At 70.8% G+C, this 18158-nt stretch carries 19 protein-coding genes; 12 read left to right on the top strand and 7 right to left on the bottom strand.

Features of this window, described 5'->3' with window-relative positions:
* The first annotated feature begins 54 nt into the window (after window positions 1-54).
* The 4 genes from KNO15_RS17375 to KNO15_RS17360 all read left to right on the top strand — a co-directional run bounded on the left by KNO15_RS17375 (window position 55) and on the right by KNO15_RS17360 (window position 4586).
* A complete protein-coding gene (locus tag KNO15_RS17375) occupies window positions 55-1116 on the top strand; it encodes an NAD(P)/FAD-dependent oxidoreductase (protein ID WP_241705061.1) in 1062 nt (353 codons plus the stop codon).
* A gap of 132 nt (window positions 1117-1248) precedes the next feature.
* On the top strand, window positions 1249-2817 hold the full coding sequence (locus KNO15_RS17370; RefSeq protein ID WP_241705060.1) for a glycosyltransferase family 39 protein: 1569 nt from the start codon (window positions 1249-1251) through the stop codon (window positions 2815-2817).
* Window positions 2814-3506 carry a DedA family protein gene (locus tag KNO15_RS17365; RefSeq protein ID WP_241705059.1) on the top strand — a complete coding sequence of 231 codons (693 nt, stop codon included), beginning with the start codon at window positions 2814-2816 and terminating at the stop codon, window positions 3504-3506. Before KNO15_RS17370 ends, KNO15_RS17365 begins: the two co-directional genes overlap by 4 nt.
* A gap of 108 nt (window positions 3507-3614) precedes the next feature.
* Window positions 3615-4586 (top strand): DNA glycosylase AlkZ-like family protein, encoded by a 972-nt coding sequence (locus KNO15_RS17360; protein WP_308220456.1) that lies wholly within the window; start codon window positions 3615-3617, stop codon window positions 4584-4586.
* Window positions 4587-4669: 83 nt separating this feature from the next.
* Here the strand turns inward: KNO15_RS17360 and KNO15_RS17355 are convergent, their stop codons facing one another.
* On the bottom strand, window positions 4670-5446 hold the full coding sequence (locus tag KNO15_RS17355; RefSeq protein WP_241705058.1) for an SDR family oxidoreductase: 777 nt from the start codon (window positions 5444-5446) through the stop codon (window positions 4670-4672).
* A 101-nt stretch (window positions 5447-5547) separates the two neighbouring features.
* Between KNO15_RS17355 and KNO15_RS17350 the strand changes: the two genes are divergently transcribed.
* Window positions 5548-6384, top strand: a complete 837-nt coding sequence (locus tag KNO15_RS17350) for a helix-turn-helix transcriptional regulator (RefSeq protein ID WP_241705057.1) — start codon at window positions 5548-5550, stop codon at window positions 6382-6384.
* Window positions 6385-6494: 110 nt separating this feature from the next.
* The gene (locus KNO15_RS17345; protein WP_241705056.1) at window positions 6495-7409 is read left to right on the top strand and encodes a hypothetical protein; all 915 of its coding nucleotides are present in this window, start codon (window positions 6495-6497) and stop codon (window positions 7407-7409) included.
* Here the strand turns inward: KNO15_RS17345 and KNO15_RS17340 are convergent.
* Together KNO15_RS17340 and KNO15_RS17335 are read right to left on the bottom strand one after the other, a co-directional pair.
* On the bottom strand, window positions 7406-7732 hold the full coding sequence (locus tag KNO15_RS17340; protein ID WP_241705055.1) for an ArsR/SmtB family transcription factor: 327 nt from the start codon (window positions 7730-7732) through the stop codon (window positions 7406-7408). The two genes, KNO15_RS17345 and KNO15_RS17340, sit on opposite strands and share 4 nt — an antisense overlap.
* On the bottom strand, window positions 7729-8202 hold the full coding sequence (locus tag KNO15_RS17335) for an SRPBCC domain-containing protein (protein WP_241705054.1): 474 nt from the start codon (window positions 8200-8202) through the stop codon (window positions 7729-7731). The genes KNO15_RS17340 and KNO15_RS17335 overlap by 4 nt, the downstream gene beginning before the upstream one ends.
* A gap of 227 nt (window positions 8203-8429) precedes the next feature.
* On the opposite strand from KNO15_RS17335, the gene KNO15_RS17330 reads away from it, so the two are divergent.
* A complete protein-coding gene (locus KNO15_RS17330; protein WP_241705053.1) occupies window positions 8430-9566 on the top strand; it encodes a hypothetical protein in 1137 nt (378 codons plus the stop codon).
* Between the two features lie 102 nt (window positions 9567-9668).
* Here KNO15_RS17330 and KNO15_RS17325 read toward each other — a convergent pair whose 3' ends face one another.
* The 4 genes from KNO15_RS17325 to KNO15_RS17310 are packed head-to-tail and all read right to left on the bottom strand — an operon-like array spanning window position 9669 to window position 12925.
* A complete protein-coding gene (locus tag KNO15_RS17325) occupies window positions 9669-10424 on the bottom strand; it encodes a sugar isomerase domain-containing protein (protein WP_241705052.1) in 756 nt (251 codons plus the stop codon).
* Window positions 10421-11167, bottom strand: coding sequence for a sugar isomerase domain-containing protein (locus tag KNO15_RS17320; RefSeq protein ID WP_241705051.1), 747 nt, complete (start codon window positions 11165-11167; stop codon window positions 10421-10423). The genes KNO15_RS17325 and KNO15_RS17320 overlap by 4 nt, the downstream gene beginning before the upstream one ends.
* Window positions 11164-11892: an N-acetylmannosamine-6-phosphate 2-epimerase gene (locus tag KNO15_RS17315; protein ID WP_241705050.1), complete on the bottom strand. Its 729-nt coding sequence runs from the start codon at window positions 11890-11892 to the stop codon at window positions 11164-11166. Before KNO15_RS17315 ends, KNO15_RS17320 begins: the two co-directional genes overlap by 4 nt.
* 1 nt (window position 11893) lies before the next feature.
* Window positions 11894-12925 (bottom strand): N-acetylglucosamine kinase, encoded by a 1032-nt coding sequence (locus tag KNO15_RS17310; RefSeq protein WP_241705049.1) that lies wholly within the window; start codon window positions 12923-12925, stop codon window positions 11894-11896.
* A 176-nt stretch (window positions 12926-13101) separates the two neighbouring features.
* Between KNO15_RS17310 and KNO15_RS17305 the strand changes: the two genes are divergently transcribed.
* The 5 genes from KNO15_RS17305 to KNO15_RS17285 all read left to right on the top strand — a co-directional run bounded on the left by KNO15_RS17305 (window position 13102) and on the right by KNO15_RS17285 (window position 18156).
* Window positions 13102-13866, top strand: a complete 765-nt coding sequence (locus tag KNO15_RS17305) for a GntR family transcriptional regulator (RefSeq protein WP_241705312.1) — start codon at window positions 13102-13104, stop codon at window positions 13864-13866.
* A 228-nt stretch (window positions 13867-14094) separates the two neighbouring features.
* Window positions 14095-15426 (top strand): ABC transporter substrate-binding protein, encoded by a 1332-nt coding sequence (locus KNO15_RS17300; RefSeq protein WP_241705048.1) that lies wholly within the window; start codon window positions 14095-14097, stop codon window positions 15424-15426.
* The gene (locus KNO15_RS17295; protein ID WP_241705047.1) at window positions 15423-16388 is read left to right on the top strand and encodes a carbohydrate ABC transporter permease; all 966 of its coding nucleotides are present in this window, start codon (window positions 15423-15425) and stop codon (window positions 16386-16388) included. Before KNO15_RS17300 ends, KNO15_RS17295 begins: the two co-directional genes overlap by 4 nt.
* Window positions 16385-17284, top strand: a complete 900-nt coding sequence (locus KNO15_RS17290; protein ID WP_241705046.1) for a carbohydrate ABC transporter permease — start codon at window positions 16385-16387, stop codon at window positions 17282-17284. The genes KNO15_RS17295 and KNO15_RS17290 overlap by 4 nt, the downstream gene beginning before the upstream one ends.
* Window positions 17281-18156 (top strand): acyltransferase domain-containing protein, encoded by an 876-nt coding sequence (locus KNO15_RS17285; RefSeq protein WP_241705045.1) that lies wholly within the window; start codon window positions 17281-17283, stop codon window positions 18154-18156. The genes KNO15_RS17290 and KNO15_RS17285 overlap by 4 nt, the downstream gene beginning before the upstream one ends.
* The last annotated feature ends 2 nt before the right edge of the window (window positions 18157-18158 follow it).

Below are 18158 nucleotides of genomic sequence, written 5' to 3'. Positions count from 1 at the left end.
GTTATTCCCGCCGCACGGAAACGGCCCCGGCGACCGCGGTGTACGGTCGGCGGCATGGAGAAACCCCGGGTCGTCATCGTCGGAGACGGCGTCGCCGGTGCCGCGACGGCGTTCGCGCTGGCTCGTCGCGGCGCGGCGGTCACCATCGTCGACGCGGGACTGGTCGGCCGGGCGACCGATGCCGGAGCCGGGATCGTGCAGCCGTGGAGCACGTCCTCCGATGGCGAGTTCTACGAGCTCTACTCCGCCGGGGCCGACTTCTACCCCGAGCTGATCGAGCGGCTGGCGGAGGCCGGCGTGCACGAGATCGGCTACCGGCGCTCCGGCGCGCTCGTCGTCAACCGCGACGCGTCGGTGATCGACGAGGTCGAGCAGCGGGTGCGCAGACGCGCGGCGACCTCCCGGACGGCCGGGGAGGTGCGCACGGTCGACCCCGGCGCGGCGCGAGAACTGTTCCCGCCGCTCGCCGACGGCTACCACGGCCTCCACATCGCCGGCGGCGCACGCGTCGATGGACGCGCGCTGCGCGCTGGGCTGCTCGACGCGGCGGCGGCGCACGGCGCGACGCGCGTGGAGGCCGCAGCGGAGCTGACCGGCGGCGGCGCCGTCACCGTCGACGGCGCCGCCCTGCCCGCCGACGCGATCGTGGTCGCCGCCGGCGCGTGGACCGACCGGGTCCTCCGCCCGCTCGGTGTCCGGGTGCGGGTGGAGCCGCAGCGCGGCCAGCTCGTGCACCTGCGGGTCGACGCCGATACGCGGTCCTGGCCCTCTGTGCACCCCGTGGCGCCGCACTACCTGGTCGCGTTCGACGCGGGACGCATCGTCGCGGGGGCGACCAGGGAGACCGGATCCGGCTTCGACGCGCGGGTCACCGCCGCGGGCGAGCGGCAGGTGCTGGACGACGCGCTCGCACTCGCTCCGGGGCTCGCCGGGGCCAGCGTGATCGAGACCCGGGTGGGGCTGCGGCCGCTGCCGGAGGGCGACCTCCCGACCGTCGGGCCCGTGGACGGCCGGCCCGGGATCTACGTGAACACCGGCTTCGGGGCGGGCGGGCTGACGATGGGACCGCTGGTGGGAGACCTGCTCGCGGAGCGTGTCATCGCCGAGTGCGGTTGAACCGTCTCGGCCCGCGCGTCGGGCGCTCGGCACGGAGAGTCCATCCGGCGTTCACCGTCGTCTTGGACCTTTCTGGGGAGGGGTGGGCTTGACTTGCGGAACGACGCTGATTCGAGAGGACGGTGCCGACCCATGTCTGTCACGATGCTGCGGCCGGCCCCCACCGGCAGGGCCGTGCGCGCGACGCGCCCCGCGGTGCTCGCGGCGCTCTTCGGTGTGCTCGCGACCGTGCTCTCGGCCGTCGGATCGTGGATCCCGTCGCTCTGGGGCGACGAGGCGACCAGCATCATGTCGGCCCAGCGTCCGCTGTCGTCGCTTTTCGTCATGCTGGAGCACGTGGACGCCGTGCACGGCACCTACTATCTGGGCCTCCACCTGTGGGGGCACTTCTTCGGTTTCTCCCCCTTCGCGGCGCGGCTGCCGAGCGCGATCGCCGTGGGGCTGGCCACAGCAGCGGTCGTCGTGCTCGCGGCGCGGCTGCGGGACACCCGTACGGCGGTCGTCGCCGGACTGGTCTGCGCGCTCCTCCCCCGCGTCACGTACATGGGCGAGGAGGCGCGGTCGTTCGCCTTCTCCGCCGCGATCGTCGCCTGGCTGACGGTGCTGCTGATCGCGGCACTCGGGCGGGAGCGGCCGCGCGCGGGCTGGTGGATCGGCTACGGGGCGCTGCTCGCCGTCGGAACGTACGTCTTCCTCTACACGCTGCTCTTCGTCCTGGTTCACGGCGTGGTGATCGCGGCATCGCGGGCACCGCGCCGCGTGGTCGTCCGATGGCTGGTCGCCGTGGGGTGCGCTGTCGTCGCCGTCGTCCCGCTGCTGATCGCCGCGGTCGGGCAGCACCACCAGATCGCGTACCTCGGCGTCGTCCAGCAGCTGGCGCCGCAGACGCTGTTCAGCGGCCTCTGGTTCGGCGGCGGCTGGCCGCTGGCGACCGCCGGCTGGGGGCTCGTCGTGCTCGCCGTGGTCATGGAGGCGCGTCGCCGGGTGCTGGCGCGCCGGGCGCTGCCGGCCGGCGGCCCGCGATCCGCGCTGTTCCTGCCCGTCTCAGCGTCGGGGCCGTCGCTGGTTTTGGTCGCCCTCACCTGGCTGCTGCTGCCGACGCTGATCCTGATCGCGCTGCAACCGGTCGTCCCCGACTTCACCGCACGATACGTGTCGTTCTGCGCGCCGGCGGTCGCCCTCCTGGTCGCCTGCGGCATCGATGAGCTGTCGCGCTGGAGGAGGTGGGCCGGCATCGTCGCCGGCGTGCTGGTCCTCGCCCTCAGCGTGCCGCTGTACGTGGGCCAGCGCACGCTGTACGCCAAGAACGGCAGCGATTGGGCCGAGGTGTCCTCCGCCGTCGGCGCGAACGCCCGGCCCGGAGACGCGGTCGTGTTCGACGAGGGCGCGCACCCGTCGAAACTGCCGAGGCTCGCGCTCCACACCTACCCCGCCGGCTTCGCCGACACGGCCGACGTCACCCTCGCCGTGCCGTTCGCGAAGAACACGACGTGGCGGGACAGCGCCTACTCGGTGCGGCACGCCGCCGCCCTCGGCCGGTTCGACGGCATCGACCGCGTCTGGCTCATCGAGTACGCCGCGACACCATCCACGCCGGACCACTACGGCGTGGCCGACCTCACCGCGCTCGGCTTCCACGAGACGGGCACGCGAATCACCACCCACCACGAGCTGGTGGCGCTGTACGAAAGGACCCGATGATCGTCCCGTCTCTCCTCCACGCCGGCCTGCTCCAGACCGGCCAGCTCCACACCGGCCTCCTCGATCCGCAGGGCCTCATCCAGGCCGCAGGGCCGTGGGCGCTGCTCGGCGTCTGCGCGATCGTGTTCGCCGAGACGGGCCTCCTGCTCGGCTTCTTCCTGCCGGGCGACACCCTGCTGTTCTTCGCGGGGGTGCTGACGCTCACCGGTCGGATCCCGCAGCCGCTCTGGCTCGTCATCGTCGCCGTCGCGATCGCGGCGATCGCGGGAGGCGAGGTGGGCTACCTGATCGGCCGCAAGACCGGCCCCGCCGTGTTCGACCGACGGGAGTCGGGGCTGTTCAGCCGGGCGAGCGTGGCGCGCACGCAGAGCTTCTTCGACCGGTGGGGGTCCGGAGCCGTGGTCGTCGCGCGGTTCGTGCCGGTCGTGCGGACGTTCGCACCGGTCGCCGCGGGCGTCGGCCGGATGCGGTGGGGCGTCTTCAGCGCCTTCAACGTCGTCGGCGCCGCCGTGTGGGCGGCCGCCGTCGTGCTGATCGGCTACGGTCTCGGCCACATCCCCGGCGTCGCCGACTTCGTGTCGAAGTACCTCGACCTCGTGCTCATCGCGATCGTGGTGCTCTCGGTCGGCCCCGTGGTCGTCCGCACCATCGCGCTGCGCCGCCGCCGCCGAGCCCGAGTCGACTCCTAACCCCCGTACCTCAGCCATCGCTTCCTCACTTTCTCCCGCCTCCACACGGCGTGTTGCGGGAGAAAGTGAGGAAGCGATGGCTGGGCGGGTGGGTAGCGTCCGACGTCGCTGGTCGCGCTGACCGAAGACCTCAGCTTCTTACCGCTCGACCCGACGGCGGCGATCGCGCCCAGCGCCGACCTGATCGCGTACTCCCGGATCGGCCCGGACTACCGGCCCGAGCAGCTGGTCTCCGCGCTGGAGTCGGAGCGGTCGCTCTACGAGGTCAAGGCGATGGACGACCCGGTGACCGCTCCGTTCGCGATGGTCCGGCCGGTCTCCGACCTCGGCCTCCACCTCGACCGGATGTCGCTCTGGCCGGAGGGGATGCCGCGCGCGGCCGAATGGCTGGCGGCGAACGACGGCTTCCGCCGCGACGTCCTCGCCCTGCTAAGCGACAACGGTCCCACGCTCTCGAAGGACATCCCGGACACCGCGGCGGTGCCGTGGACCTCGACCGGCTGGACGCACAACCAGAACGTCACCCGGCTGCTCGAACTGCTGCAGGGCCGCGGGGAGGTCGCCGTCGCCGGCCGCGCAGGGCGCCAGCGCACCTGGGATCTGGGCGAGCGCGTCCACCCGTCGGGGATCGCGGTCGTCCCCGAGGCCGAGGCCGGCCCGCGTCGCGCCTTCGTCGGCGACGCCGGCGAACCGGCGCGCGTCGACGGCAGCACACGGGAGTGGCGCGTGGATCCGGATGCCCTCGGCCTGCCGTTCGCCGGGCGCACCGCCCTGCTCTCGCCGTTCGGCCGTCTCGTGCACGACCGGGTGCGCTCGCAGGAGGTGTTCGGGTTCGAGTACGTGCTCGAGATGTACAAGCCGGCCGCGCAACGGCGCTGGGGATACTTCGCGCTGCCGATCCTGCACGGGGAACGCCTGATCGGGAAGCTCGACGCCGCCGCCGACAACAAGGCCGGCGTGCTGCGGGTGGCGGCCCTCCACGAGGACGAGCCGTTCGCGCCGGACGTGCGCGACGCGGTCCGAGCCGAGATCGTCTCCCTCGCCGCCTGGCTGTCCCTCACCCCCGAGTACACCTCCTGACCCGCCGCGAGGGGCACGTTGTTGTCCCCTTCGGCGCGCGAAAGGGACAACGACGTGCCCCTCGGCGATGAGGAGTGGGTGCGTTAGGCGGCGGACTCGGCGCCGTGCGGGTCGGAGGCGTTGAGGATCTCGACGACGCGGTCGTAGTCGCCGCGGGCCTCCCCGTAGCGGAGGAACTTGACGCGCTCGACCTGCAGCTCGGTGGCGTCCGGCTGCGTCTCGATGAGCTGCACGACCTCGGCCACGAACTCGTCGAGCGGCATCGCGAACTCGCTCTCCTCCTGGCCGGGGAGCAGCCCGGTGCGCACCGCCGGCGGCACCAGCTCCATCACGCGCACCGAGGTGTCGGCGAGCTGGAGCCGGATGCTCTCGCTGAGCATGTGGATGGCCGCCTTGCTGGCGTTGTAGCTCGGGGTGACCGTCAGCGGGGTGAACGCCAACCCCGACGAGACCGTGACGATGGTGGCGTCCGGCCGGGTCTGCAGGTGCTCGACGAACGCCGCGATCAACCGGATCGGACCGAGCACGTTGGTGGTGACGATCGACTCCGCCGAGGCCAGGAACCCGTCGGAGCTGTGCCAGTCCTCCACGCGCATGATGCCGGCCATGGCGATCAGCACGTTCAGGTCGGGGTGTGCGGCGAGCACGGCCGCCGACGCCTCGCGGATGCTGTCGGGATCGGCGGTGTCGATGCGCACGGTGTCGATGCCGGGGTGCTCGGCGGCGATCCGCTCGAGCAGCTCGGCACGGCGGCCTCCCACGACGACGGTGTTGCCACGGTCGTGCAGGGCGACGGCGAGGGCGAGACCGATGCCGCTGGTCGCGCCGGGGATGAAGACGGTGTTCCCTGTGATGTCCATGCCCCCACTGTGCGGGCGGTCGCGGGCGAGCGGGAGCGGAGCGTTCATCGGGGGATCCGCGATCCCTGGTTCGACCGGTGCCGACGGCGGATGATGGAGGGATGGATCGCACCGCGCTCGCCGACTTCCTCCGCCGACACCGCGAGGCGCTGCGCCCGGAGGACGTGGGGCTGCCTTCCGGTCCGCGGCGCAGAGCACCGGGCCTGCGGCGCGAGGAGGTCGCCCTGCTGGCGGCGATGTCCAACGACTACTACACCCGCCTCGAGCAGCGCCGGGGGCCGCAGCCGAGCGAACAGATGCTGGCCTCGCTGGCCCGGGCGTTGCGGCTGACCGCGGACGAACGCGACTATCTGTACCGCATCGCCGGCCACAACACGCCCGACCGGTTCGGCGCCGCGCACGTGCCTCCTGCACTACAGCGGGTGCTCGACCGGCTCGACGACACCCCCGCGCTCGTGCTGTCCCACCTCGGCGAGACGCTCGTGCAGAACCGGCTTGCGGTCGCCCTGCTCGGCGACCGCTCCGGCTACACCGGGCTGGAGCGCAGCGAGTACTACCGCTGGTTCACCGACCCGCGGACGGCGCGCGCGATGTACCCGGAGGCCGACCGCGACCGGCAGAGCCGCGCGCAGGTGGCCTCCCTGCGCGACGCCTACGGGGCGCTCGGCCCGCAGTCGCGCGCCGGCGAGCTCGTGCGTGCCCTGCTGGAGCGCAGCCCCGAGTTCGCGGCACTGTGGGAACGGCACGAGGTCGCGCGCCGGTTCGAGGACCACAAGACGCTCATCCATCCGGAACTCGGCGCCATCGAGCTGGACTGCCAGGCGCTGTTCACCGAGGACCAGTCGCAGTGCCTGCTGGTGCTCACCGCGCCGCCGCGCACCGAGGCGGCCGAGAAGCTGGCCCTGCTGGCCGTCCTGGGCACGCAGTCCTTCGCCTGAACCCGGCGCCGAGGGGCACGCAGACGCCCCGAAAACGGCGTTTCGGGGGCGTTTGGGTGCCCTTCGGCGGGCGGTACCCGGATGGCGGGGCACGGGGTAGGGTGTGCGCCGTGGATGTCATCGACTGGCTTCTGGAGGGGGACCCGGCGATCCGGTGGCAGGTGCGGCGCGACCTGCTCCACGAGCCGGACGACGTCGTCGCGGCCGAGCGCGCGACGGTCGAGACGGCGGGCTGGGGCGCCGAGCTGCTCCACCTCCAGCGGGAGGACGGCACCTGGGGCGAAGGCGTGTGGACGCAGCAGGACTGGGTCGGGGTCGACGACGCGATGCTGCTGCTCGCCCTGCTCGGTGCGCCGGCGGACGGCGAGCGCACCCGCCTCGCCGTCGACCGTGTGGTCCGGCAGGTCGACTGGGGCGAGGAGTGGTGGAACCATCCCTTCTTCGACGGCGAGGTGGAGCCCTGCATCAACGGGCGCGTCCTCGTCGCCGGGGCGCGCTTCGGCCACCCGAGCGAGCTCATCGTCGAGCGCCTGCTGAACGAGCAGCAGACCGACGGCGGCTGGAACTGCTACGCCGAGTCCCGCCAGGAGCCCGGTTCGTTCCACAGCACGATCTGCGCGCTGGAGGGCCTGGTCGCCTACCGCGACGCTGGCGGCCCGACCGACGTGGACGGATCGACCGAACGCGGCCACGAGTACCTGCTGGCGCGCGGCCTGATGCGCCGGCGCAGCGACGGCTCGATCATCGATGAGAGCTGGATGGAGTTCAGCTTCCCGTACTACTGGTCGTTCGACCTGCTGCGCGGACTCGACCACCTGCGGGCCGCCGGGATACCGGCCGACCCGCGCGTGACGGAGGCCGTCGACGTCATCGGGTCGCGCCGGCAGCCGGACGGACGCTGGCTGCTCGACCACGAGCACTCGGGCCGCGCGCTCCTCGCGATGGAGACCGTGGGCGAGCCGAGCCGCTGGAACACCCTGCGGGCGCTGCGGGTGCTGGAGTGGGCGGGCAGGAACGAGGGTTAGGCGTCCTCGTCCCGTTCCGCGATCTCGCGGATGACGGCCAGCCGGCGATCCCACGCCGCGCCGATGGCGTCGAGCCGGCTCGCGGTGTCACGCAGGTGCGCGCCGAGCACGCGGTACTGCACCTCGCGTCCCGATCGGACCGGCTCGACGAGCCCGGCCTCGCGGAGCACGCCGAGGTGCTTCGCGATGGCCTGACGACTGATCGGGAGGCGCCCGGCGAGGGCGGACGCCGAGGCGTCCCCCTCGCCGAGCGCCGCCAAGACCCGCCAGCGGCTCTCGTCCCCGAGCGCGGCGAGCACCGGCACGAGGTCGGTGGCCGTCACGCTCCGGCCTCGACCAGTGCGACGAGCTTGTCGAGCTCGATCGTCCAGCCGGCGCGGTGGCTCGCCATGTTGGCACCCGCGTCCGAGGTCCGCTCGAAGCCGGTCTCGACGACCGTCAGCCGGGTGCCTCCCTGCACGGCTTCGAGGGTGAACGTGAAGGAGGTCGCAGTGCCCTCGTCGAACTCGGCGGGCGGCTCTCCCAGCGCGTCGTCGTTGTTCCACAGATAGGTGACGCTGCGGGGCTCGTCGATGGCCTGGACGCGCAAGGGCAGTCGACGGCCCGGGAACGTCATCGAGCCCTCGGCTCCCGTCCCCGCCCCGTCGAGCTCGACGCGCCCGAACCACTCGGAGATGTGCGCCGGCTCGGTCACCGCCGCCCACACCCGGGGCACCGGCGCCGCGATGTGGATCGTCCGGCGGACCGCGAAGGCCTCGTCGTCGATGACTGCCGACTCGTTCGCAATGCTCATGATCTCTCCCGTCTCTGGTTCATGTGCAATGCAATGGTTGCAGATTAGCGAACGTAATGCAACCCATGGGTTGCATTTTGTTGCGACGCGAATGCTACAGACCAATATCTGTCGTCAATGTCATTCAAAGCAAGGCAATTTCACTCATTGACACGCAATGGTCAATACCATTATTAACTTGAGATGTGCGCGCACGACCGCGCGCATCCACTCGTCAGGAGGTCTTCATGCGAATGCACACCCGCACCGAACGGAAGCGGAGGACGCGATGGGGCGCCGCCGCTGTCGCGATCGCCGCCACAGCGGCCGCCGTCATCCCCGCCACCTCGGCCCAGGCGGTCGTGCCGTCAAGCTGGATCACCGAGCAGGTGAACTTCATCACGTCGAAGCAGCTGCCGAGCGGCGCGATCGTGGGAGCCAACAGCCTCGTCATGCCCTACTTCGCCAACGTGGCGGCGATCGGCCTGATCGACGCCAACACGGCCACCTCCCGATCGGCGGCGCTCAAATGGATGAAGTGGTATCTGGCCCACCTCAACGCCGCGTCGACGAACGTCCCCGCCTACAGCGTGTTCGATTACGACTACAACGCGACGACGGGAGCGCTCACCCCGACCGGCGACTTCGACTCGGTCGACAGCTACGCGTCGACGACGCTCAACCTCGCGCTGAAGGCGTACCAGAGCGGGGACGCATCGCTGCGGTCGTACGTCTCGGCGAACATCCTCACCTACGAGGCGATCGCCAACCTGCTCACCTACAGCGGCACCACCGGCGTGCGGATCGCGAGCGGACCCGACTCCGGGCTCACGCTCGCGAAGCCGAGCTATCCGGTCGCGTACACGATGGACAACGCTGAGGTGTACTCGGGACTCGTCGACTTCGCCGCCCTGGAGCAGACCCTCGGCCGCACGAGCCAGTCGACGTACTACCAGAGCTGGGCGACGACCACGAAGAACGCGATCGTGTCCAAGCTCTGGAACTCCACGAACAACAGCTGGGACTGGGCCTACGCCACCCCGAGCAACACCACGACGTTCTACGCCGACGGAGTCGCCCAGCTGTGGCCGACGCTCTACGGCGTGGTGTCGCCCACCAGCGCCAAAGCCACAGCAGGGTGGACGCAGTTCACGACCTCGTTCCCGACCTGGTACAACTCGGTCCCCGACAACTACTCGTGGACGTCCGTCGCCCGGGTCGCCCAGCTGATGGGTGACTCGGCGCACGCGACGACGTACGTCACGAACCTGCGCAGCCGGTTCCTCTCCGGCGGCTGGACCTATCCGACCACCTGCGGCGTCACGCCGTGCGGTGAGTGGTACGACAACGAGGCGGGCTGGTTCATCGAGGTCGGCCTGCACTGATCGCGCACGGCACACGAACGGGGTGGGAGCCGATCGGCTCCCACCCCGTCTCCGTGCGACCCGGCGCGGTCGCGCCTCGAGCGCGCCGGGACCGCTCGGCGGCTACAGATAGTCGAGGCGGTCCTGCCAGGCTGCGATCTGGGCCGCGTTCCATTCCGCGGAGCTGTCGAGGTTCGCGCTCGCGAACACCGGAGGCCGGATGCCCCTCCGCAGCAGCTCGCTCGCGATCTCGACCATGAGGCCGTGCAGCATCGCCGACCCGACGGCTGACGATACCGGACCGACCCGCGGGAGGTCGTCGCCGAGCGAGACGATCGCGTCGCCGACGCTCGCGGGCAGGTCGATGACGTGGTCGGCGACTTCGAAGAGCCGCGGCACCTCCCTCCCGGTGACCGACGCCGAATAGGCCAGCGCGGTCAGGGCCACGACCGTCGCGCCCCGGCGCTGCGCCTGCAGGCACATCTCCACGGGCACGGCGTTGCGGCCGGAGACCGAGACGACGAGCAGCAGATCCCCGTCGCCGAGCGTGGAGTCCTCGAGGAACGTGCTGGCGACTCCGGGGCTCCGCTCGAGCACGGACGTGTCGGTGACCGGCTTGTGATCGAGCATCAGGGCGCGCGGCAGGATGGGCTGGACGGGAACGAGGCCGCCCGCGCGATAGAAGAGGTCCTGCACGAGCAGCCCGGCGTGGCTCGCCCCGAAGACGTAGAGCACCCGCCCGTCCGAGATCCGGTCGGCCGCGATGCGTGCGACGGTGGCGACCGCGACCTCCGTGTGGTCGTCCATCGCCCGCCCGATCAGCTCTTGGACGGTGGTCAGGTAGCCGCTGTAGGCGGGCGCCACCCCGTCGTCGCTCACCGGCCCAGCTCTCGGTAGTCCGCCCGGGTGCGGGCATAGGCCTCCGGGCCGCCGGGGAGGTTGACGCTCGTGTAGACGGTCGGCGGGAGGCCCGCCCGCACGCAGCCCTCGACGATCTGGGCGGTCACGGCCCACATCAGGGCGGCGGCGGAGATCCCCGACCAGGGGACGACGGCGCTCTCGAGGCCGGCGACGGTCAGGAACGCGTCACCGCGCGGCACTTCCTCGTCGAGCACGACGTCGGCGTTCTCGAACAGCCGGGTCCCGGAGGAGTGCTGCGCCGCGAGTCCGGCGGAGAACTCCGCGCCGGTGAGGGCGATCACCGAGACTCCGCGGCGGCGCGCCTGCCGGGCGAGCTCGACGACCAGCACGTTCGTGCCGGAGACGGAGCTCAGGAACAGCACGTCTCCCTCGACGACAGTGCCCTGCAGGAAGAGCCAGTCCACCAGGGCGCGTGCGCTGTCCTCCGCCGACCCCGCTGCGCCTCGCGTCTCGGCGATCCACTCGTTCTCCCGCTCGACCGTCGCACCGAAGGTGAGCGCGGTGAAGGCGGCGAGGCCGCCCGTGCGTGCGATCAACTCGTGATTCACCAGGTGGCCGGTGTCATGGATGTGCAGTGGCCGGCGCTCGAGGAGCGCGCGCGTCCCGAGCTCCCCCGCTTCGCGGATGGCCGGCTTCTGACGCTCGGCGAGACCGGCGAAGCGCTCCTGGAGCTCGGCGAAGTAGCGGTCGGCGGCGCTCACCGGGCGACCTCGGCCGTGCGCGACTCCAGAGCAGCGACGAAACGCTGCGTGATGAACTGGGGGACGGTCACGGCGGAGCCGATGATGACGCTGGAGGCGCCCCGGTCCAGCGCGAGGACGGCGTGCTCCCTCGTCCAGATCCTGCCCTCCACGAAAACCGGCACCGGGAGGTCGCGGATGGCGGCCAGGAGTTCCCAGGCCGGCTCGTCCTTGCTGAGCCACTCGGTCTCTGCCGTGTAGCCCGCGAGGGTGGTCGCGACGATGTCGGCGCCGGCGGCCGCCGCCGCCTCGGCGTCCTCGGGGGTCGCGATGTCCGCCATCACGGGAACGCCCCTGGCGTGCAGCGCCGTCACGATGTCGGCGAACGTCTCGCCACCGGGGCGGGGCCGCACGGTGCCGTCGATGGCGACGACATCGGCGCCAGCCTCGACGATCGCGAGGGCGTCCGCGAGCGTCGGGGTGATGAAGACGTCCGAACCGCCGCGATAGACCTTGTTGATCCCGAGGATCGGCTTGGCGGACACCTGCCGGACGGCCCGGATGTTCTCCGGCGTGTCGACGCGGAAGCCGGCCGCGCCTCCGAGCTCGGCGCTCGCCGCGAGGGCGGCGATGATCCGCGGCTCGTTCAGCGGGCTCTCCGGACCGGCCTGGCACGAGATGATGACGGTGCCGATCAGGTCGTCGACGAGCGCCTCCCGGCTTCGGGCGGTGGATGCAGTGTCCATGTCAGGACTCCTTCGTGGCGGGATTGTCATGATGGGGTGAGTTCTTGCCCGTCTGGATCGCGCGCGAGCGGAACTGCTCGCTCACCGAGGCGAGCATCGCGGCGTCGACGTCGACGCCGCACGAGTGCAGGGCGAGGAAGTATGCGCCCGCCGCGGGCGGGAGGTCCGACGGGACGACCGCGAAGCCGGGCAGCGAGTGCGCGAGACGGGAGGCGAGCGCGACGGCGACGGGACTCGCCGGGCTCAGCACACCGCCGCCGAAGACGACGGAGCGCTCATGGTCGGCGAGCCAGGGTGCAGCGGATACCGTGCCGAGCACGAGCCGCTCGAGCGCCTCCGCGGCTTCGGCGACGATGCGGCCGGCGACCGGGTCTCCCGCGCGCGACAGCTCCAGCACCGGGCGCGCGAGCGCCGCAATCCGCGACCGGTCGACAGCCCCGCCCGTGACCGCGTTGTACACCTCGCGCAGCGTGTCGAAGCCGAGGGCCGCGGGGAGCAGCTCGGAGAGCTCGGTGGCCGGACCGACGCCGTCGAAACCGAGGGCGGCTGCGCGGAGGGCCTGCACGGCGATCCAGAATCCACTCCCCTCGTCGCCCATGAACCAGCCCCACCCGCCGCGGTCGATGGCGGAGCCGTCCGCTGACGCGGCATAGGCGACGCTCCCGGTGCCGGCGATGACGACGACTCCGACGGCGCGACCGGTTCCTGCGGCGAGGGCGGCGATCGCATCGCTGGCGAGCACGTCCATCCGTCCGGGGTGCACACGCTCGGCGACGACGGCCTCGACGAAACCGGAGGAGCCGGTCATCGACAGGCAGCAGGCGTCGGCCGCGGCGACGAGGCCCGCCTCGCCGTAGGCGGCGTCGAGAGCAGAAGTGACGCTGTCCCGCGCGACCGTCTCGGCGTCCGCCTCGTCATGGTGGCGGATGGGGCCGCCCGCACCGACGCCGAGGATCCGTCCGGACGTCGTCCCGACGACGGCGAGCGTCCCCGACTGCCCGCCGTCGAGCGCGAGCACGATGCGCTCCGTCATGGATGCCTCTCCCTTAATGGTCCATACCTATAGGTCACACTAGAGGCACTGCCCGAGCGTGTCAAAGGGGAACGCCGCAGCAGGTCGAGCCACGGAGGCCACCCGTCGGGCTGGTCTCGACCTTCCGGCGAAATCGACCCTCGCGCAGCACCCGGGATGGTAGCGTCGGGCCCGTGATGACACCAGCACCTCCCGCCTCAGGAGACGAGGCCGGCGACCGCGTCGTCCTCGACGCCGACAGCGTCAAGCACCAGCAGGTCCGCCGCCATCTGCTCGACATGATCGCGACGATGCCGGTGGGCGAGCAGCTGCCGCCCGAGCGCGTGCTCGCCGCCCGGTTCGGGGTGAGCAGGGTGACCTTCCGGCAGGCGGTCTCGAGCCTCGTGGAGTCCGGCCATGTCGTGCGCCGCCAGGGTGCCGGCACGTTCGTCGCCGACCCCCGGATCTCCAAGCGCGCCGAGTTCCTGGGCTTCTCGGAGGAGATGGCCGCGCGCGGCCTGATCCCGTCCTCGCGGGTCATCTCGGCGACCACGCGGGCCGCAGGCAACAGCGTCGGCGCCGAGCTGGGGCTCAGCCCCGCCGAGAAGGTGGTCCACATCGAGCGCGTGCGGATGGGCAACGGGATCCCGATCTGCCTCGAGGAGGTGGACCTGCCCGCACGCCGGGTGCCCGGGATCGAGGACCTCGACCTCACGGGCTCGCTCTACGCCGTGCTCAGCGACACCTACGGAATCGTCCTCAGCGAGGCGGAACAGGTGATCCGCACGATCGTCCTCGACGAGCAGCAGGCGCAGGCCCTGGGCGTGCCTCCCTTCAGCGCGGCCCTGGTGATCGAGCGGCTGGGCTTCGACGCGCAGCGCCGCCCCATCGAGCGCGCGGTCTCCGTCTACCGCGGCGACCGGTACGACATCCGGCAGACGGTCAAGCGCTTCGTGCACTGAGAGGTCTGCTCCACCGGCGACCGCGCGCCCATCGGGCCCCATCCCGAGGGGCTCCTGCGACCCGGGAACCGGCCTTCGCGGAGTCGATCTGCGCTCCAGTCTTGACACAGGGGTCTAGACCATTACAGAATGACAGCACTCTCCGCCCGAGAGAGCACGGCTCCGGTCGCGCACCCTCGGGTGTCCCCCATAGACCGAGCACAGCAGCTCGGAATCGAAGGAGATTCCATGATCCGGTCCCCGAGACGCACCGTCCGCTTCGTCGCGGTCGCCGTCGCCGCATCCCTCGCCGTGCTCACCGCCGGCTGCAGCTATCTGGGCGGAGGGGACACAGGCGGCGACAGCGGCGTGCTCAAGATCCTCGTGCACAGCAACGCTCCGACCGACGCCGAGTTCAAGAAGATCAACGCGCGCTTCGAGAAGGAGCACCCCGGCGTGAAGGTGCAGTTCAGCACCGCGATCGGCACCGACTTCGACACGGTGAAGAACACCAGGCTCACCGCCAAGGACGTCGACATCACCGAGGGGTCGTCTCAGGGCGGCACCTCGCTCCTGCCGAAGTGGGTGGTCGGGCAGAAGGAGAGCTCCTGGGTGCAGGGGCTCGCGGCCGGAGCCTGGGTCGACCTCACCGACGAGCCCTTCATGAAGAACTTCTCGAGCGGCGTGCTCGACCAGTTCGCGTACAAGGGCAAGCAGTACGCCGTGCCGACGGGCGTCAGCCACGAGACGGGCGTGTTCTACAACAAGGCCATGTTCCAGCAGTACGGGCTCTCGGTCCCGACCACCTGGGACGAGATGCTGCACACCATCGACGTGCTCAAGCAGCACGGCGTGAGCCCCTTCATCATGGGCGGCAAAGACCTCTGGCCGGCCGTGCTCCCGACCTTCGCGATGGTGCAGTCGCTCTATCCCGACACGGTCCAGCTCGACAAGGACCTGTGGACGGGGAAGGCGGACCTCGCCGGCAGCACCTCGCTCACCCTGATGAAGCGGGTGCAGACCGTCTACGACAACACGCTCCCGAACTGGACGGGCATCGACTACGCCTCCGTCCCGTCCCGCTTCGTCAAGGGCGAGGCCGCGATGCTCCCCGACGGCTCGTGGGAGATCCCGGCGATCACCACCGCCGACCCGAAGTTCCAGTTCGGATACTTCCCGATGCCGGGCTCCGACACGGCATCCGACAACAAGTACCTGGCCTCCAAACTGGAGTTCAGTCTCGCGATCCCGAAGTCGTCGAAGAACCAGAAGCTCGCCAAGGAGTGGCTGGCGCTCTACGCGTCGAAGGACGTCTACACCGACTTCATCGCCGGCTCCGGCTTCGGTCCGGCCCAGAGCGATCTGAAGCTGCCTGCCGATCTGACGGCTCTGAACCTTTACCTTCCGAAGTCTGGTTTCGTTCCGGCCTGGGACCAGGTGTTCCACACGAATGTCAGCGCCGGCCCCATCGTGGCGACCCCCTTCGCCTACGACTACATCGCCCCGCTCGGAACCGAGTCGGACATGGTGAGCCTCACCAAGCAGATGCAGTCGGCGTGGCAGGGCGGCCTCCCCAAGTGATCCTCGACAGCGCTGCGGTCTCCGGCCGCACGAAGACAGGGGCGCGGCGCCGAACCGCCGCGCCCCTGCGCAATCCGTTCGCCGCCTCCGGCCGGGGCAGAGCAGCTCCGTGGTTCGGGATGGCGCCCGGCCTGGTGCTCTTCGGGCTGTTCTCTCTCGTGCCGGCCGTGACCGTCGTCCTCTTCTCGTTCACGGACGTCTCCGGCATCCCGGGGATCGGATGGAACTGGGTCGGCTTCAAGAACTACACGCGCTTCTTCGCCTCGGGCGAGGCGTCGGCCAACCTCGGCGTGCTGTGGCGCACCCTCGTCTTCGCGTTCTGCGTCACCGTCGTCCTCAACGCGCTGGCGCTCGGCACGGCGGTGCTGCTGAACAACAAGATCAAGGGCGCCGCCTTCTTCCGGGCGATCATCTTCATGCCGGTCGTGCTCGGCGTGACGGTGACCGGCCTGATCTGGTCGCTGTTCTTCAACCCGACCGGCGGCCCGGCCGCCAGCATCTGGGCGCTCTTCGGCCAGAGCTCGGCGTTCCTCGGCGACCCGAACCTCGCCCTCGGGATCGTCATCTTCGTCCAGATCTGGATGTCGCTCGGCTACTCGATGATGATCTATCACGCCGGCCTCATGGCGATCCCGGCCGAGTTGTACGAGGCGGCGACCGTCGACGGCGCGAACGCCTTCCAGCGGTTCCGGCGCATCACCGTCCCCCTCATCGCGCCGGCGACGACCGTGAACGTGCTCATCTCGATCATCGGGTCGCTGCAGACCTACCAGATCATCTACGTCCTGACGGGTTCGCGCCCCTCGACCTCCGTGCTGGCCATGCAGATCTTCGCGCTGGGATTCGGCGGCTCGTCGGAGCAGGGCTACGCGTCGGCGATCTCCATGGTGCAGTTCGTGCTCACCGCGATCATCTCGCTCATCGCCCTCTGGTTCCTCCGCAGACAGGAGACGCAACTGTGACATCCGAATCCTCGGCGCGGCGCGTCATCGCCCGGTCGGGCGCTCCCCGCCGCCGGACGGCGCCGCTGACTGCCGCCCGGGCCCGCCTGGCCGGCATGCGCGGGCTCACCTACCTGATCGTCGTCGGCGTCGTCCTCATCTACGTGTTCCCGCTGCTGTTCCTCGTGAACACCGCGTTCAAGCGCCCTGACGAGTTCGTGCGCGACCCGGGCGCGGTCGCGCACGGAGTCGCACTGCAGAACTTCGTCGACGCGTGGTCGCGCGGCGGCTTCGGCAACCTGATCGTCAACAGCCTCGTCTACGCGGTGGTCTCCGCGGGGATCGCCGTCATCCTCTCGGTGCTGATCGCGTTCCCGGTGGCCCGCGGATACGTACGGTTCTCCCGCACGGTCGGAGTGCTCTTCGCCCTCGCGCTCTTCCTGCCCAACTCGATCGTCTCGCAGTTCCAGCTCATGCTGCAGCTCGGCCTCTACGACACGCGCATCGGCTTCATCCTGATCTCGACGGCCGGGCTCGGCATCGGGCCGCTCCTCATCGTCGGCTACCTGCGGACGCTCCCCCGTGAGCTCGACGAAGCGGCCGCGATGGACGGCTGCGGCTACTTCCGTTACATCTGGTCGTTCGTCCTCCCGCTGTGCCGACCGGTGCTCACGACCGTCTTCATCCTGCAGGCGATCGGCGTCTGGAACGACATCATCGGGCCGACCATCTATCTGTCGTCGCCGCAGCTGCAGACGGTCGCGCAGGGCCTGCTCTCGTTCTACGGCCAGAACGGCAACAACCAGTGGGCGTTGCTGGCCGCCGCGACACTGATGATCGCGGCTCCGCTCATCGTGCTGTACATCGTCTTCCAGCGCTTCTTCGTGGCCGGCGCCACGAACGGGGCCCTGCGATGAGCACGAACACCGCCGACACGGACACGCTCGACCTGCTCGGGTTCGATGACGCCGATCGCCGCGACGTCGAGCGGCTCCTCACCGACCCTGCCGTCGCGGAGGCCGCCCGCCTCGCCGAGAAAGCGATCCTCCCCTTCCTCGGCACCTTCGAGGAGGCGCGGCTCGACCACCTCGGCATCCCGCCGCTCGCCTGGCTCCGCGCCTATGTCGAGCTGACCCCCCGGCTGATCGCTCACCACGAAGGGCTCGGCGTGCCGGCCGAGGTCACCGGATCGACACTTGCGGACGTGGGGCGGAACACGGGCATCCACCGGCTCCGCCACGGCGGGTTCGGACTGGAGACGTGGACCTGGCTCATCCCGCACTACGTCGGCATGCTCTTCGGCATCGGCCGGCTCACCTTCGCCCTCCAGCGCACGCAGCTCGCGGTGCCGGCGGGCAGCGTGTCCGCCTTGCCCGGCGGGATCGCCCCAGGTGACTGGGTCGTGGGCATGCACATCCCCGAGTCCGGGCCGCTCAGCCCGGACCAGGTCGACGAGAGCATCCGACGGGCGCGCGAATTCTTCGGAACGGTCTTCCCCGACCGCAGGATCGTCGCGGGCGTGTGCGAGAGCTGGCTGCTGGATCCCTTCCTCGCGCGGTCGCTGCCCGCCGACACCAACCTCGTCCGGTTCGCGGAGCGTTACACACTCGTGGGCGAGCCCGTCGACGCAGCGACCGAGGCACTCTACTTCCTGTTCCGCGAACGCGACCGCACCCGCCTGCCGCACCTGGAGCACCCGACCGCGCTGCAGCGGCTCGTGATCGAGCGCTACGACCGGGGCGAGGCCTGGCAGGTCGCCACGGGCGTGCTCGCCTGGGGTGACGGCTGAGC

The sequence above is a fragment of the Leifsonia shinshuensis genome (assembly GCF_022606355.1).
GTDB classification, from domain to species: Bacteria; Actinomycetota; Actinomycetes; order Actinomycetales; family Microbacteriaceae; genus Leifsonia; species Leifsonia shinshuensis_B.
Note: the sequence above shows the minus strand (reverse complement) of the source record. Positions and strands in the feature narration are given on the sequence as shown.

What these genes read in the sequence shown, in the direction of transcription:
- KNO15_RS17375 (WP_241705061.1), top strand. Translation starts at nt 55, where the DNA reads ATGGAGAAACCCCGGGTCGTCATCGTCGGAGACGGCGTCGCCGGTGCC.
- KNO15_RS17370 (WP_241705060.1), top strand. Translation starts at nt 1,249, where the DNA reads ATGTCTGTCACGATGCTGCGGCCGGCCCCCACCGGCAGGGCCGTGCGC.
- KNO15_RS17365 (WP_241705059.1), top strand. Translation starts at nt 2,814, where the DNA reads ATGATCGTCCCGTCTCTCCTCCACGCCGGCCTGCTCCAGACCGGCCAG.
- KNO15_RS17355 (WP_241705058.1), bottom strand. Translation starts at nt 5,446, where the DNA reads ATGGACATCACAGGGAACACCGTCTTCATCCCCGGCGCGACCAGCGGC.
- KNO15_RS17350 (WP_241705057.1), top strand. Translation starts at nt 5,548, where the DNA reads ATGGATCGCACCGCGCTCGCCGACTTCCTCCGCCGACACCGCGAGGCG.
- KNO15_RS17335 (WP_241705054.1), bottom strand. Translation starts at nt 8,202, where the DNA reads ATGAGCATTGCGAACGAGTCGGCAGTCATCGACGACGAGGCCTTCGCG.
- KNO15_RS17330 (WP_241705053.1), top strand. Translation starts at nt 8,430, where the DNA reads ATGCGAATGCACACCCGCACCGAACGGAAGCGGAGGACGCGATGGGGC.
- KNO15_RS17315 (WP_241705050.1), bottom strand. Translation starts at nt 11,892, where the DNA reads ATGGACACTGCATCCACCGCCCGAAGCCGGGAGGCGCTCGTCGACGAC.
- KNO15_RS17310 (WP_241705049.1), bottom strand. Translation starts at nt 12,925, where the DNA reads ATGACGGAGCGCATCGTGCTCGCGCTCGACGGCGGGCAGTCGGGGACG.
- KNO15_RS17305 (WP_241705312.1), top strand. Translation starts at nt 13,102, where the DNA reads ATGACACCAGCACCTCCCGCCTCAGGAGACGAGGCCGGCGACCGCGTC.
- KNO15_RS17300 (WP_241705048.1), top strand. Translation starts at nt 14,095, where the DNA reads ATGATCCGGTCCCCGAGACGCACCGTCCGCTTCGTCGCGGTCGCCGTC.
- KNO15_RS17285 (WP_241705045.1), top strand. Translation starts at nt 17,281, where the DNA reads ATGAGCACGAACACCGCCGACACGGACACGCTCGACCTGCTCGGGTTC.